Origin of the sequence: Flavobacterium sp. 5 (assembly GCF_002813295.1) — a bacterium.
Lineage (GTDB): Bacteria > Bacteroidota > Bacteroidia > Flavobacteriales > Flavobacteriaceae > Flavobacterium.
This window is the reverse complement of record NZ_PHUE01000001.1, coordinates 377170-392362: the sequence shown is the minus strand read 5'-3', so window position 1 is coordinate 392362 and position 15193 is coordinate 377170. Positions and strand designations below refer to the sequence as shown.

Here is a 15193-nt window from a genome sequence, read left to right as displayed (position 1 = left end):
TAACGGCTGTTACTGGAGGCTTGTTTTGTCGAAATTGTAATTGAAACATAAACTTTTCACGCTTCTGTGTTATCTGTAGTTTTAATAATAATTATAGGTTAATTAAGAGTGTTTAATACATAGAAAACTCTATCAATTTCTTTTTGGTAAACTTCGATAGGCAAACTAGGAAAATTAATATCCGGAAGTGGTAAGTTCGTTTTTGCAAACTCATAAGCCTCACTTAAACCTAAGGTAGCATCATTATAAAATTCATATATGTTTTCTCTAGTTTTAATTTCACTTATCGGTATTTCGTAAACAGATATCGCAGTGAGAATTTCGTGTTCTTTGCTGTTATAAAATTCAACAAGGATATACTTTTTAGTAATTTTCAGTTGCAATTTATTGTTTAAGATAAATGGAGATTCAGTTCCGAAATCAATTTTTGATTCGCCAGGACCTTCAATGGCTGGAAAATCTAAGGCTGATAAGTTATATTCTATTCTATAATGTCTTGCGTTCATATAATTAAAGTTTAGTCAAATGAAATTTGCTGGAATCGTGATTCAAAAATTACCGCAGTTATTGGAAACTTGTTTTGTCTAAATTACAATTTAACCGTAAACTTTTCACGTTTCTGTTGGCAAATTCCAAATTTCACGTTTCTGCTTTGTAAACTTTCTGCGGAAACAAATGTTTATTTTTAAATTATTTTTACCTGCGTAATTTCGGCACAAGTCTCCAGTAACGTCCTGGCGCTACAAGAGGTTTGGGATTAAAGATGCGAGTTTTTTCCATTATGCACAAATTTTCCAAGTACAAAACCATTTTTAAATTCAGCCAAATGCCCAAATCTCTTGTAACGGCTGTTGGTGGATAGTGCCTTTATTTATGCCGTTAAACTCAATTTTAAGTGTCCGCCTAATCCTTGTCTAATTATTCTCATCAGAGTAGAAAGGCGAATGTCACTTGCATTATTTTCTATTTTAGAAATATAATTTTTTGTTGTGCCACATTTTAACGCTAATTGCTCTTGAGTCAATCCACGTTCTTTTCGCATTTCTTGAATTAAAACACCAAGTTCAAAATTATCATATTCATCTTCGTATTTTTGGCGAGTTTCAGTTCCAGTTTCTCCATATTGTTCATCTAAATGTTGAGCAAATGATGTTATTTTTTTATTTTCTGCTTTCATAATCTTTACTTTTTATATTTATCTTCTAAATATTCCTTTTTCAATTTTTCTGCCAATTTGATTTCTGCTTTTGGAGTTTTCTGTGTTTTCTTCTGAAAACCATTTACTAAAACGACTAAATTTCCTTTATCAAAGAAACTAAAAACTCTGAAAATGTCAGAACCAACTTCAACTCTGACTTCAAATATTCCATCAGAATTTGTTATGTGTTTAAAAAATTTTTCAGGAATTCTATCTTGAGTAGAAATTAACTGTAAAGTATAATTGAATTTTTTCTTAACGTCTTCTTTTTGAGCATTAAAAAAATCAAGATAATAATCTTCGTAATAAATAATATCTCTAATAAATTTTCTATCCATTTGACAAAGTTATTCAATTAGATAACATTTTGCAATTTTTTAATAGAGATTTTTCTGTTTTTGCGATTTTTTTTGGCATTTCCACCAACGTCTTGGCGCTACAAGAGGTTTGGGATTAAAGATGCGTAATTTTTCCATTATGCACAAATTTCCCAAATACAAAACCATTTTTAAATTCAGCCAAATGCCCAAATCTCTTGTAACGGCTGTTAGTGGCTGGCTTTTATTTATATATGTTTTTCGTAAGCATTTTTTCTTTTTCCAAAATATAATCTATGTTAGAATCTGTTATATCTTCGGGACTTATAATCTCGCTGTTTTCGAAATAATATTTTTTAGTTATTTCTTTGATTGGTTTCGATTTTTTGTCAATTGTGATAGATTTTAGTTCTCCAAATATTAATGTTCCATTTTGATAGTAAAGATTTAAACTTTCAATTTCATTTGGTTTAGTTTCTCCATATCTAATTCTTAAAGGATTTTTAGTATTTTCATCAGTCAAATAATAAGCATCCCAACCAAAAGTTCTATTTTTTCCGTGCGAATATTTGATAACACCTTCAACTATTCCTTCTTTTTTTTCTTTTCCAATACTGTCAATAATTTTCACAATATTTACAATTTTTAACTTTTTAGCATCGTTTATTAATTCAGTTGTTTGTCCATAAGTTATTATGGAAATAAAGAAAATATTTGCAAGTAAAATTAATTTTTTCATATGTTTTTCGCCTTTCACGGGCGCTTGCCACTAACGTCCTGGCGCTACAAGAGGTTTGGGATTAAAGATGCGTATTTTTTCCATTATGCACAAATTTCTCAAGTACAAAACCATCTTTAAATTCAGCCAAATGCCCAAATCTCTTGTAACGGCTGTTACAGGAGGGTTTGTTGTCGACAAAGTTTCGATTTTCCACTTTCCACTTTCCATTTTTAAGTTTTAGTTCGATAGTTTGGCTTCAGAATTACATTTCGATTATAAGTCTTAATTTGGGAGATAAGGTTTCGCTTTTCAGTAGATATTAAATTAAACCCAAAACAGTTAAAACACCTAATATAATAAAACCAATCCCACCTAAATAGCCTTTTAAATCAGCACTTTTTATTTGAACAGCTGGATTTTTATAAGTAAAAGCCAATAAAAAGATTCCAACTATTATAAATAAAAATCCCAAAAAAACATCTTTCATAAGCTTGTCATTAAATTTTCCATTCAAAATATCTGCGCAAGTTTGGCGGTTTTCAATTTTCAAAATTCGGCATTCTGTTTTCTCCCTTTCTGCTTTTTTTTAGATTAAAAATGTAAGCGTCAATTCGGCACGAATTGGCGTAAACTCTCCTGTAACGTCCTGGCGCTACAAGAGGTTTGGGATTAAAGATGCGAGTTTTTTCCATTATGCACAAATTTTCCAAATACAAAACCATATTTAAATTCAGCCAAATGCCCAAATCTCTTGTAACGGCTGTTGTGCGATCGGCAATTTTAGTGCATTGCTATATTCGAATTTAACAACTCAACATTGAAATTTATTTTTGCATTTAAAGCACGAAATACTTTTATAATTGTATCGAATCTTGCGTCAGTTAAGCTATTTTCAATTTTTGAAATTTGAGCTTTTTTAACGCCAACTAATTCTCCCAATTGTTCTTGAGTTAGGTTTCTTTCTTTACGAATTTGTTTAATTGTTTGACCAATTAAATCGATTTTCAATTCGTTTTCAAAACTGTCTCTATTTTGTGTTCCTTTTTTTCCAACGAATTTATCTGTTACTTCATCTAAACTATATGTTTTCATAATTTTATTTTTTTTCGTTAAAATATTTTACTCTTAATGATTTTGCTCTTTCAATTTCTACTTTTGGAGTTTTGTCTGTTTTCTTTATAATTCCGTGAGTTGAAATCACAATAGTGTCTTGTTTATTGGATTTGTCCCAAAAAGCAAACAATCTTAAATATTGTTTATTGTATAAAGTTCTGAATTCCCAAATTTCGTCATCGAGTTTTTTGAATAATTCATTATCGTTTACACTTCTCGATTTCCAAATATTATAAAGTACTTTTTCTCTGGATTTCTGATCTAAACTTTCTAAAAACTCTACAACGGGTTCAAGAAATTCAACTTTGAATTTATAATCCATTTTTTACTAATCTTAAATTTTCTGTAAAGATATAAGTTTCCTTTTTAAGAAACAAATGTTGTCGCTTTTTTCGGTGCTGCGCGTTGCTGTCGCACAACGTCTTGGCGCTACACGAGGTTTGGGGTTAAAAATGCGTATTTTTTCCATTAAAAACTATTTTTCCAAATACAAAACCATCTCTAAATTCAGCCAAATGCCCAAATCTCTTGTAACGGCTGTTAGTAGCCGGTTATTTTTGTCGAAAATGCGAATTTAACCGCAAACTTTTCAAGTTTCGGTTTTCCATTTTTTATTATTAATCGTTTTTAAAAGATTTTTGATGAAGAAAAAGATTGAAGCAATCGTAACAACAAATATGAATATTGCAATTAATGTTGAAATTATTGATGCTCTATTTAAACTTGATTGTCCTTCGTGTAAAGTCCAATTATTAAACATCCAAAAAACTATTGCCCAATATGATAAAAACACGGATGCTATTACTAAAAGAAAACTTAAAACCAATTTATTTGAATTATTAAATTTCATAAAGTTCCAATTTATTCTATTTATGAGCATTTTTGCTAAATTTCACGGTTCTATTTTTCAGATTCCAATTTTCAAGTTTCTACTTTTCACATTCCAATTTTCAGTTTTCAATTGTCAAAATCCAACTTTCACGTTTCTGTATTTCAGTTCCAATTTATCAGTTTTCACTATTAAACATCAACTTTAAAAATCTCAAATTTTCGGCGCTCGTTTTTCAATTTTCGGCGCAAAGAATTGCTAAATTTCTTATGTTTTACGTCTGCGTATTTTCGACCGTAACTGGCTACTAACGTCCTGGCGCTACAAGAGGTTTGGGATTAAAGATGCGTATTTTTTCCATTATGCACAAATCTTCCAAGTACAAAACCATTTTTAAATTCAGCCAAATGCCCAAATCTCTTGTAACGGCTGTTACTGGAAGTCGCTTTATTTACTCAGATATTCCTCCGCAGTCATTACAGGAATTTTAGAATTCGTAAAATCTTTTTTATTTCGAGTAATTATTATATCAGCTTCATTGTCCATTGCTATAAAGTATTGTAATCCATCTTCGAAATCTTTAAAATCTGAAGCCAAAGCTAATTCGATCGCTTTATCTTCTAAAGAAAGAATGGTTACTAATACTTTAAATTTGGATAAATATTTTTTTGCATCGACCTCTTTATGATGTCTGACAATTGAATAATATGCGTTTGCAAAAGTTAGTGAAGAAATGAAAAGTTGAACTTCTTTTTTGTCGCTAAGAGTAAATAAATCTTGTGCTTCTTTGTAAAAAGGTTCGCGTTTAGCTAAAAGGTCAATAACTACATTTGTATCTACGAAAATATTTTCCATTATGAATATTTTTGGTCAATATAATTTCTGTAATCATTTCTTTCATCATAATCACTTGGAATTATTCCGGTCAAACTTTCAACTAAAGGACTAACTGTTGACTTCTTTTTTGACGCTCTCGTTAGAGAATTAAGATAGTTTTCTATAAGTTTAGATAAACTTACACTATGACTTTTAGCATATGTTTTAGCTTCGTGTATTATTTCCTTATCAAGATTTAATGTCAGTTTCGTGTTCATAATTAAACATTTTACGTTACACGTGTAAAAGTAATAAATTATCACGTAGTATTTTTGATAAACGAGATTTTTTTTGCGATTTCCAGTAACGTTCTGGCGCTTGTCGTGGTTGGGGATTTCGAAGCCGAGTATTTTCGGCTTAACGAATATATGAATAAATATGCTAATTCCACTAAAACCCCAATCACGACAAACGGCTGTTATGTGACGGCTATTTTAGCGGAAATTTTAATTTCCACCGTGAACTTTTACGCTTCTATTTTTAGATTCCAACCTTCACGTTTCTACTTTTCAAGTTTTCGCATTTTGATTCCAACTTTCAAGTTTCTGCTTTTCAAGTTTCCACATTTCGATTCCAATTTTCACGCTTCTACTTTTCAAATTTCCGCATTTCGATTCCAACTTTCAAGTTTCTGCTTTTCGATTCCAACTTTCAAGTTTCTGCTTTTCGATTCCAACTTTCGCGATTCTACTTTTCAAGTTTCCGCATTTCGATTCCAACTTTCAAGTTTTTGCTTTTCAAGTTTCCACATTTCGATTCCAATTTTCACGCTTCTACTTTTCAAGTTTTTGTATTTCCATTTCAACCTTCAGATTTCAGCTTTAATAATCATTTTAAAACACTTTAAATGTTGTGTTTACGATTTTTTCATAGCTGTCACATAACGTCCTGGCGCTACAAGAGGTTTGGGATTAAAGATGCGAGTTTTTTCCATTATGCACAAATTTCCCAAGTACAAAACCATTTTTAAATTCAGCCAAATGCCCAAATCTCTTGTAACGGCTGTTGGTGGCTGGGCTTTTATTTACAATATGTATTAATTTTTATCTCTATTTCTTTTTGACTTAAAGCATCAATTTCTGTTATGTCAAATTCTATTACAGGTATGTTTAATTTTTCAGCACAGTCTAATTCAAATTTAACCCAATCCGAATTTAATGTGCTTTGTGATTTAATCAATATTAATAAATGTGTTGTTTCCAATTCATTAATAATTCTCGCTTGTTTATCAACTGAATTATTGTCTATTAGGTCAACGAAAATTTTACCAAATGAATTTATTTTATTTGAAAAATTAATCAAAGAGTTTTTTGTCACTTCATTATTTCGCGTTGTGTAACTTACAAAAATGTTCATTTAATTATTTCTGTTAAGTATAAAATAAAAGCAATAGCATTTAGTCCAATTACAAACATATAAAGTCTAACAGATGGATTTATTAAAGAACGTTTTACTCTATCTGAACTTGTTCTGCTATTTTCCAATGTAAAATTGTCACTCTTTATTTCTGTCAATATTAATGTTTCTTTATTTCGGTTCTTAATATCATTAAAATGACTATCCATTTTTTCTCTTAATTTTTCTTGATAGAAATATGTAAAACTATCTAGAAACCAAAATGTCAAAGCAAGTAAAAAAATTGTAATAAATAATGAAGTGTCAAGTTTGTCTCCTGCTAATTTTATTAACGAAGGAACTGCAATACCAATCAAAACGAGTAATATTTTTTTTAACTCTAAACTTGTCGTTGAAAAATTTAAAGTCGCTGTATGTAATTGGTCGATTATTTTCCAATCTATTTCGTCTTCAATTGATTTTTTATATTCTATTTTAGGTGTCATTTTTCTATTAGTTTTTTTCTGCGGTAGCCTTGCCACCAACGTTCTGGCGCTTGTAGTGGTTGGGGATTTCGAAGCTGAGTATTTTCGGCTAAACGAATATATGAATAAAAACGATAATTCCACTAAAACCCCAATCACGACAAACGGCTGTTAGCGGTAGTACTTTCTATTCAGTTATTCTTCGGCATAGCTAATTGTTTCTTTAAATACAAAACTTAATATTACTAAAATTGGTAATGCTAACCACGCAGTGAAGACTAATTCAAGTCCATTTTGTCCATCACTTACATAGCATAATGTATTACTACTTGAAAAATAGCATCCAAGGCTTGATTGAATACAAACATATTCTACGAAATTAAATATTCTAAATTTTGACTTTAAGCTTTTTAACTTTTCATCAGTAATATTTGTAATGTAATTGGCAAAAATAAAAGGCAAGCTTATTCCTAAAATTGTTGTTATAGTCCAAATTATTTTCCACGCTATTGTGCATTCTATTCCACAAGCACTTAATAACATTTGAATTCCAAGTAGAAAAATTGCTGTAAATCCGGGGATAAAAAACCCCAGTATTGAAAATTTAAGTGTTGATTTTATAAAATTTATGCTTTCCATTTATGACTTAAAAAAATCTTTAGATGTTTAAAATCTCCAGCTTTTCGGGCGTATTACCGCTAACGTCCTGGCGCTACAAGATGCTTGGGGTTAAAGATGCGAGTTTTTTCCATTATGCACAAATTTTCCAAATACAAAACCATCTTTAAATTCAGCCAAATGCCCAAGTATATTGTAACGGCTGTTATGCGATGTTTTTTTATTCACTCATTATTTTTTCCAATTCATTTTTTTCGCCATTGTAAAGTTCAAAAAAAACATTTGCATTTTCTGCTAATAATTTAACTCTTTGTTTATGGTCGTGATTTAATCTGTATATTTTTCCAACTTTATCAACGGCAATGTAATTTCCATCTTCCATATCTAAAATTGTATAATATAACTTTTCATCGAATTCAATTTCAAAAGTATAATCTAATTCCAAAAGTTGAATTTGTTCCTTTGACAAAGATTTAAGTGCTTTTTCCGCAATCTTTCGGTCAGGATTTTCCACTTTTATAAATTCAAGTTCAATTGATTCTTTTTGAATTCTATTTAAATCAAATATTTTATGCAAATATTCAGGTTCGTCAACTTCAATTTTAGTTAAACCATTTGATTGATAATATAATTTGATAGGTTTAAATATTTTTTCTTTTCTATTAAAGACAGAAATCCCAGTTAAATTAAAATTTATTTTGTGCTTTCTATTTATAATTTCAAAGTTTTTTGGCGAATAACCACGAGAAATATAGATTCCTTTTGGATTGTATGTAAAACTGATTCCATATATTTTTGAAAGATTTATTACTTCTTTTAAATTAGGCAATTCAGATTCCAACAATTCAGCAATTTTAAATGCGAATTGTTCAATATGTTTCTTTCTTATTTTTCGAGTAAATATCTTCATTTTCGGTAAAATATCGCATAACGTTCTGGCGCTTGTCGTGGTTGGGGATTTCGAAGCCGAGTGTTTTCGGCTGAACAAATATGTGAATAAAAACGTTGATTCCACTAAAGCCCCAATCACGACAAACGGCTGTTAGCCGACGTATTTTTCACGATATCCAAGTGTCTTCCAATTTTCTAATTTCCCACTTTCCGTTAATTTTCATAATATAAATTCGATAACCTCTTCCGCACATACCGCAATAACTAAAACTACCTTCTAAAACTCCACTTTTTTTGTTTTTATCAAATTTTATTCTTGAAATTTCAAGGAAACCTGAAAACACAAAATTATATTTTTGTTCATATAATAAAACTTTATGATGTTTTAATAGAATTTCTGCTTTTGGAAATTCAGATATACTTTTTATTTTAAATTTTCTGTTTAATTTAATTTTTGAATACTCAAATTTAAAAGTACTGTAATTTGAATTTAATAATTTTGATTCACTATCTAATCTTTCTCCATTATAAGTCAGTAAATACTGATCAAAACCAATTGTTATTTTTGAGCTGTCATTATCAACTCTTTTTTGCTCATTTTTCCAATTATGATAAGCGATTCTTTCTTTGTTTGTGGCTTTTAAAGTGTCAACTTTTATGATATTTCCCTTATCCCAAGTTTCAACTCCAAATTTAGGCGGAGGGTCCATTTTTCTACTATCTACACAAATTGAGTCAACTATTTTTGGAAATATTTCCGTCAACACTTTTTTTTCAAATTCTACATAATCTACTTTATCTACTTTCTTTTCACAATTTGTAAAAAGAATTAAAAATGATAGTAAAAATGATGTTTTTAGCAGTTTTTTCATAATATGTCGGCTAACGTCCTGGCGCTACAAGATGCTTGGGGTTAAAGATGCGAGTTTTTTCCATTATGCACAAATTTTCCAAATACAAAACCATCTTTAAATTCAGCCAAATGCCCAAGTATATTGTAACGGCTGTTAGCAGTAGTACTTATTTTACGATTTCAATTTTGTCTGCTCTAAAACTATATAAATAAATTTTGTCAAATTTTGTTTTAATTCCAGAATAATCAATTCTATCAAATCGATGAGATGAAGCTTTTGTTCCAAAGTCAGATACGAGTAATAGCCAATTTTCATAAAATTGTTTTTGGTATCGTTCAATATTGTTTTCTTTTTTTTCAATTACATCTTTTAGCCATTCCATATCTACCCAATCTACCAAATAAGCACCAAAATGTTGCCAATTACTAAAATTCCGAGTATTGTCGACAGAAAAGCTTTCAATTAATTCGGATACTTTTGCTTTTCGGTTTTTGGAATGGATTGTAAATTCATAGTCTTTATTACACAAATATATATTTTCTATTAATGTAAAAACTTCGGTTGTATATTTTTCTTCCGCTACTTTTCCAGATTTAAGAATGATATTATTAAAAGTCACGAGCAAATACAATTTTGCTGAATATTTTTCCTCAAATCTAATCCGAGCATTTTTTATTATGCGTTCTCGATATTGTTCAACTTTTTGTAGATGTGGATTTATTAATCTCGTATGTTCAATTGAAATTAATTTTTTATCAATGTTAACAATAAAATCAGGTGTTTCAGAATCTTCAATTCCGTAAACTAAAAGTTTGAGTTTTTCATTTGAGATAAAACTTGTTAGATGATGTCTTTCTATTTCCTTTTTTGTACTCAATTTTTCGGTTTTTTTGGCGTATTACTGCTAACGTCCTGGCGCTACAAGAGGTTTGGGATTAAAGATGCGTAATTTTTTCCATTAAACACAAATTTTCCAAGTACAAAACTATCTTCAAATTCAGCCAAATGCCCAAATCTCTTGTAACGGCTGTTACCAGCTGGCATCTTTTAAATGGAGTATGTGAGTGGATTATTCATCATCGTCCTCTTTCGTATATCCTTCATAATAATAAGATTGCTCAATTCCTTTAAAAATAACTTCTCTATTATTTACTTCTTCGGTTAAATTACTTTGCAATAAAGTTCTCAATTCCAAATCGTTAATTGGACTTCTTTCCATAGCTTGTAAATAAAGTGATTTATCTACTAATTGCCAATTAACCATTTTTATAAGTCTGGCTTTTAAAATCATATCCAACCAAATACGCATTGTTCTTCCGTTGCCTTCCATAAAAGGATGAGCAATATTCATTTCTACATATTTAGCAATAATTTCTTCAAAACTGGTTTCAGGCATTTGTTCAATTTTAACTAAAATTTCGTTTAGATATAAAGCGTTGGCAAATCTAAAACCACCTTTTGATATATTTAGAGTACGCACTTTTCCAGCAAAATCATATAATCCACTAAACAAATAGTTATGAATTTGTTTCAAACCTTTGGTTGTACCAATTTCTATTTTATCAATATCATTTGAATCAAACAAACGATAGGCATTTTCTAAACTATTTTTATCAACATTTTTCATATAATTTAGATTTATTTATCTGTAAATTTCTCTGTCAAAAATACTTTAAATGTTTGTGAATTACTTTAAAAAAGATTGATTTTTCAAGTTTTTATTATCTCTTTTTCTGTTCCAATTTCGTTCTAATCGGCGCTTGCTGGTAACGTCCTGGCGCTACAAGATGCTTGGGGTTAAAGATGCGAGTTTTTTCCATTATGCACAAATTTTACAAGTACAAAACCATTTTTAAATTCAGCCGAATGCCCAAATCTCTTGTAACGGCTGTTAGGTGGCGTTGTGACACGAACGACAAGCACGCCAGAAACTCGATTCCAATTATCGATTCCAATTGCACAAAGCTTTTCCGCCTTCCAATTGTCGATTCTAATTACACAAAGTTTTTCCAGCTTTCAATTGTCCATTCCGATTAATTTCAGCAAATCAAACTTCAATAATTTCCAAATAAACCTCAAAAAAAATCGACAATAAAAGTCCACTTCGATTGTCCAAAAAGTGAATAACTTTTGCTTTTCCGCAACAATTTAACATCGAGTTATATTTCGATTTTCGGCTTCTCAATTTCTGCGTCAGTTAAATATTTTAGTTGCTAAATATCTGAATTAAAGCTGTTTGTTTATCGTTCACGGAGCAATGCCTCCTAACGTCCTGGCGCTACAAGATGTTTGGGATTAAAGATGCGAGTTTTTTCCATTGTGCACAAGTTTTCCAAATACAAAACCATCTTTAAATTTAGCCTAATGCCCAAATCTCTTGTAACGGCTTAGTGGCTGTTTTTTTTATTTACGTTCATTTTTTAAACTAATCCAAATATAAAATAGCAATAAAGAAAATCCCCAAACCGATGCTAAAAAACAAATCCAACCTAATAAATCATTTGTGTATTTCTTATATGAATCTACTAACATTAAAATTAATGTCAAATATGGTAGTATAGCTAATAAAAGAGTGGGTAATAGGAGTAAAAATCCAATGAAAGTTTCTGATATTTTAGGTTTTCCTGTAATTGTATTTGAAAATGTATTTAAAATTGCGTTTGAAAATGAATAAGGGAAAAATAAATTCACTATAAAGTTCCTTCCTATAAATTTTTGATTATTCTCAATCGGTATTTGGTTAAATCGGTTTTCTGAAATGAGATTTAAAGCAAACATTAAATTGTTCTTGTGAGAAGTTATTAAAAAAGTATTGAAAAAGATATAAATAAGAAGTAGTGGGAGAAGTTTAGAAATTGTGGAAATATCGCTGATTGTAATAAATCCGAGGTTAATTTCTTTCATACTCGAACTTCCAACAAGTAAATATATAAAGATTAAAATAACAAACCATAGTCCGAGCTTTTCTTCTTTATGATTTAACTCTTTTATGTTATCATATAGTTTATTTGAATAATCGTTAATATTTTCTTCTGAATTACTTAAAAGAAAATTATTTATTTCAGCTTCTTTATCCATTATCTTTTTTAATTCTCCGGTTCTGGCGCAAAATAGCCACTAACGTCCTGGCGCTACAAGAGGTTTGGGGTTAAAGATGCGAGATTTTTCCATTATGCACAAATTTTCCAAATACAAAACCATTTTTAAATTCAGCCAAATGCCCAAATCTCTTGTAACGGCTGTTATATGCCGGTTCTTTTTGTCGAAATTATGATTTTAACCGTAAACTTTTCACGCTTCTGTTGGCAAATTCCAATTTTCACGCTTCTATTTTTGGTTAGCAATTTTCAACGTTTTTATTTTTAAAATTCTTTTTTCTGTTTATATATTCTGCGCCAACTTTTCAAGTTTCAATTAGCAATTCCGACTTTCACGTTTCTGCTTTTCACATTCCAATTTTCAGTTTTCAATTGTCAAAAATCCAACTTTCACGTTTCTGCTTTTCACGCTTTCAATTTTCAAATTTCGTTTGACAGATTCCAACTTTTACGTTTCTGCTTTTCAAATTTTCGGCGTAAACAAATGATTATTTTTAAATTATTTTTACCTGCGTAATTTCGGCAGAACTGGCATATAACGTTCTGGCGCTTGTCGTGGTTGGGGATTTCGAAGCTGAGTATTTTCGGCTAAACGAATATATGAATAAAAATGATAATTCCACTAAAGCCCCAATCACGACAAACGGCTGTTACCTGCTGGCGTTTTACGTGTTATGTGTCAGTTGTTACTTTGTCCCAATCTTGGTTCATAAATTCAATTAGCCAATTCAAAGAGTAATGTCTTTCATAGACAACACTACTATTTAGTCCACTTGGAGAATTTTCGTTTTTAATTCTTGCATTTACACACGCCCAATTTAATCTTAATATCAAATCTGCTTGGTCAAGTATTTCTTTTTTAGTTCGCATTTTCGCATTCAGTCTAAATTTTTGCTCTTTAAGTTCATAAATTATCTTAACATCATCACCGACATTACACATTTGGTCAGGAAAGTTTAATTTGTCAATATATCCCAAAGCCCAAAGCATAATATGTAAACTTTCATATCTCCAATTTGCATCAATTTTTTGTTGTTCGGATGGAAACTTACTTGTTGCGTAAAGTTTTTCATTTTCAGTTAGCTTTGCTGTAATGTTATAATCTTTATCCATTTTGTCTAATTGACTTTGTTCAAGTCCTTCACTTTTCAAACCTAAATAACAAAGAGCCAATGCTCTGTCGACAATTTCATCTTTTGTTCTAATTGTTACTTTGTCTTCTGGTTCAACAAATAAGGAGTTAGGATTTTTATAGATTGGAATATTTTTTAACTTACAAAGTTCTTCAGACTTAGCTCTTCTTTCAATTTGGTCTTTTGTAGCCGTTATATTTTCTACGGGTTTTGTTATTGGTGATGTTTCCATATTGTCTGGAACAGAATTATTTGATTTGTTCTGTCCACAAGCAAAAAGTGTTGCAAAAAATCCCATTGTCAAAATTGTTTTTATTCGTTTCATTTTACTTTCAATTTCTTTTAAGTACGATTTTTTTACGCTTGCAGGTAACGTCCTGGCGCTACAAGAGGTTTGGGGTTAAAGATGCGAGATTTTTCCATTATGCACAAATTTTCCAAATACAAAACCATTTTTAAATTCAGCCAAATGCCCAAATCTCTTGTAACGGCTGTTATATGCCGGTTCTTTTTGTCGAAATTATGATTTTAACCGTAAACTTTTCACGCTTCTGTTGGCAAATTCCAATTTTCACGCTTCTATTTTTGGTTAGCAATTTTCAACGTTTTTATTTTTAAAATTCTTTTTTCTGTTTATATATTCTGCGCCAACTTTTCAAGTTTCAATTAGCAATTCCGACTTTCACGTTTCTGCTTTTCACATTCCAATTTTCAGTTTTCAATTGTCAAAAATCCAACTTTCACGTTTCTGCTTTTCACGCTTTCAATTTTCAAATTTCGTTTGACAGATTCCAACTTTTACGTTTCTGCTTTTCAAATTTTCGGCGTAAACAAATGATTATTTTTAAATTATTTTTACCTGCGTAATTTCGGCAGAACTGGCATATAACGTCCTGGCGCTACAAGAGGTTTGGGATTAAAGATGCGTATTTTTTCCATTATGCACAAATTTTCCAAGTACAAAACCATCTTTAAATTCAGCCAAATGCCCAAATCTCTTGTAACGGCTGTTAGTAGCTGGCTTATATACGTAGATTATCTTTGTATTCAATCACTTCTTCTTCGCTAATATCTTTTTTTGTTATTTTGGAATGACAAGTAGGGCAGAGCATTAATAAGTTTTCAAAATTATTATTTTCAGGATTTTCATCAATGTGATGAATTTGAAAATGTTCAACATCTTCGCTTGGACAAATTGGGCATTTTGATTTTATCTCTTTTTGTAAAAGTGCTTTTGTTTTTTGGGGAATTGCTGGTCGTCTTTTTTTACTATTGGATTTAATAGTTTGACTTTTTTCAAACATAAATTTATTAAACTCTGGACATATTGAAAAGTGCTGACATTTAATTACTCTTTTCTTGTCTTTTTCTCTATAACTATCATAATCGCCTTCAACACAAGCTGTATTTTGAAAAAGCGAATTACTACTATCAAATAGATTTACTTCAGGGCACATATCTTTAAAATAAAAATTATTGTTACCGCCAATCCAAGTTGGACCTTCGCCTTGTAATTCTATTTTGTTTTTTTCAAAGTCTGATGATAAAGTTCCATCTTTTTGTAGAGCTTTAACGACATTATTTTCTGGGTCAGATTTTCCGTAATCTGAATTGAAATATATTGTATATGCTCTTCTTGAACAATAATTTAAAATTGGACATCTTAAAGGTAGATTATTAGTTTTACTAATTTCAAAATACTGTTCTTGATTCATTTTATTCAGT

20 protein-coding genes are annotated in these 15193 nt (G+C 30.1%); all 20 read right to left on the bottom strand.

Annotated elements, in window-relative coordinates:
- Positions 1 to 98 precede the first annotated feature (98 nt).
- The 20 genes from CLU82_RS01480 to CLU82_RS20815 all read right to left on the bottom strand — a co-directional run bounded on the left by CLU82_RS01480 (position 99) and on the right by CLU82_RS20815 (position 15183).
- Positions 99 to 506, bottom strand: coding sequence for a hypothetical protein (locus CLU82_RS01480; RefSeq protein ID WP_100841414.1), 408 nt, complete (start codon positions 504 to 506; stop codon positions 99 to 101).
- A 365-nt stretch (positions 507 to 871) separates the two neighbouring features.
- Positions 872 to 1177 (bottom strand): helix-turn-helix domain-containing protein, encoded by a 306-nt coding sequence (locus tag CLU82_RS01475; RefSeq protein WP_100841413.1) that lies wholly within the window; start codon positions 1175 to 1177, stop codon positions 872 to 874.
- Positions 1178 to 1182: 5 nt separating this feature from the next.
- The gene (locus CLU82_RS01470; protein WP_100841412.1) at positions 1183 to 1536 is read right to left on the bottom strand and encodes a type II toxin-antitoxin system RelE/ParE family toxin; all 354 of its coding nucleotides are present in this window, start codon (positions 1534 to 1536) and stop codon (positions 1183 to 1185) included.
- Between the two features lie 223 nt (positions 1537 to 1759).
- Entirely contained in the window at positions 1760 to 2254 is a 495-nt protein-coding gene (locus CLU82_RS01465; RefSeq protein ID WP_157813301.1) for a hypothetical protein, read from the bottom strand.
- A gap of 301 nt (positions 2255 to 2555) precedes the next feature.
- A complete protein-coding gene (locus CLU82_RS01455; RefSeq protein ID WP_157813300.1) occupies positions 2556 to 2723 on the bottom strand; it encodes a hypothetical protein in 168 nt (55 codons plus the stop codon).
- Positions 2724 to 3016: 293 nt separating this feature from the next.
- Positions 3017 to 3328 carry a helix-turn-helix domain-containing protein gene (locus CLU82_RS01450; protein ID WP_100841408.1) on the bottom strand — a complete coding sequence of 104 codons (312 nt, stop codon included), beginning with the start codon at positions 3326 to 3328 and terminating at the stop codon, positions 3017 to 3019.
- 4 nt (positions 3329 to 3332) lie between these two features.
- On the bottom strand, positions 3333 to 3671 hold the full coding sequence (locus CLU82_RS01445; RefSeq protein WP_100841407.1) for a type II toxin-antitoxin system RelE/ParE family toxin: 339 nt from the start codon (positions 3669 to 3671) through the stop codon (positions 3333 to 3335).
- 267 nt (positions 3672 to 3938) lie between these two features.
- Entirely contained in the window at positions 3939 to 4199 is a 261-nt protein-coding gene (locus tag CLU82_RS20660) for a hypothetical protein (protein WP_157813299.1), read from the bottom strand.
- 426 nt (positions 4200 to 4625) lie between these two features.
- Positions 4626 to 5033 carry a PIN domain-containing protein gene (locus CLU82_RS01435; protein WP_100841405.1) on the bottom strand — a complete coding sequence of 136 codons (408 nt, stop codon included), beginning with the start codon at positions 5031 to 5033 and terminating at the stop codon, positions 4626 to 4628.
- Entirely contained in the window at positions 5033 to 5272 is a 240-nt protein-coding gene (locus CLU82_RS01430; RefSeq protein ID WP_100841404.1) for a DUF6364 family protein, read from the bottom strand. The genes CLU82_RS01435 and CLU82_RS01430 overlap by 1 nt, the downstream gene beginning before the upstream one ends.
- 802 nt (positions 5273 to 6074) lie before the next feature.
- On the bottom strand, positions 6075 to 6410 hold the full coding sequence (locus CLU82_RS01420; RefSeq protein WP_100841403.1) for a TIR domain-containing protein: 336 nt from the start codon (positions 6408 to 6410) through the stop codon (positions 6075 to 6077).
- Positions 6407 to 6895, bottom strand: a complete 489-nt coding sequence (locus tag CLU82_RS01415; RefSeq protein ID WP_100841402.1) for a hypothetical protein — start codon at positions 6893 to 6895, stop codon at positions 6407 to 6409. The genes CLU82_RS01420 and CLU82_RS01415 overlap by 4 nt, the downstream gene beginning before the upstream one ends.
- Before the next feature lie 174 nt (positions 6896 to 7069).
- Positions 7070 to 7513: a hypothetical protein gene (locus tag CLU82_RS01410; RefSeq protein ID WP_100841401.1), complete on the bottom strand. Its 444-nt coding sequence runs from the start codon at positions 7511 to 7513 to the stop codon at positions 7070 to 7072.
- 199 nt (positions 7514 to 7712) lie between these two features.
- Positions 7713 to 8321: a hypothetical protein gene (locus CLU82_RS01405; protein WP_157813298.1), complete on the bottom strand. Its 609-nt coding sequence runs from the start codon at positions 8319 to 8321 to the stop codon at positions 7713 to 7715.
- Positions 8322 to 8550: 229 nt separating this feature from the next.
- Complete coding sequence (locus CLU82_RS01400) at positions 8551 to 9255, bottom strand: hypothetical protein (RefSeq protein ID WP_100841400.1); 705 nt, start codon at positions 9253 to 9255, stop codon at positions 8551 to 8553.
- A gap of 148 nt (positions 9256 to 9403) precedes the next feature.
- Positions 9404 to 10114, bottom strand: coding sequence for a hypothetical protein (locus tag CLU82_RS01395; RefSeq protein ID WP_100841384.1), 711 nt, complete (start codon positions 10112 to 10114; stop codon positions 9404 to 9406).
- Between the two features lie 192 nt (positions 10115 to 10306).
- The gene (gene fic / locus CLU82_RS01390) at positions 10307 to 10864 is read right to left on the bottom strand and encodes a protein adenylyltransferase Fic (RefSeq protein ID WP_100841399.1); all 558 of its coding nucleotides are present in this window, start codon (positions 10862 to 10864) and stop codon (positions 10307 to 10309) included.
- Positions 10865 to 11640: 776 nt separating this feature from the next.
- Positions 11641 to 12315 (bottom strand): hypothetical protein, encoded by a 675-nt coding sequence (locus tag CLU82_RS01385; protein WP_100841398.1) that lies wholly within the window; start codon positions 12313 to 12315, stop codon positions 11641 to 11643.
- A gap of 692 nt (positions 12316 to 13007) precedes the next feature.
- The gene (locus CLU82_RS01380; protein ID WP_100841397.1) at positions 13008 to 13793 is read right to left on the bottom strand and encodes a DUF4272 domain-containing protein; all 786 of its coding nucleotides are present in this window, start codon (positions 13791 to 13793) and stop codon (positions 13008 to 13010) included.
- Positions 13794 to 14490: 697 nt separating this feature from the next.
- On the bottom strand, positions 14491 to 15183 hold the full coding sequence (locus tag CLU82_RS20815) for an HNH endonuclease (protein ID WP_198520172.1): 693 nt from the start codon (positions 15181 to 15183) through the stop codon (positions 14491 to 14493).
- Positions 15184 to 15193 lie beyond the last annotated feature (10 nt).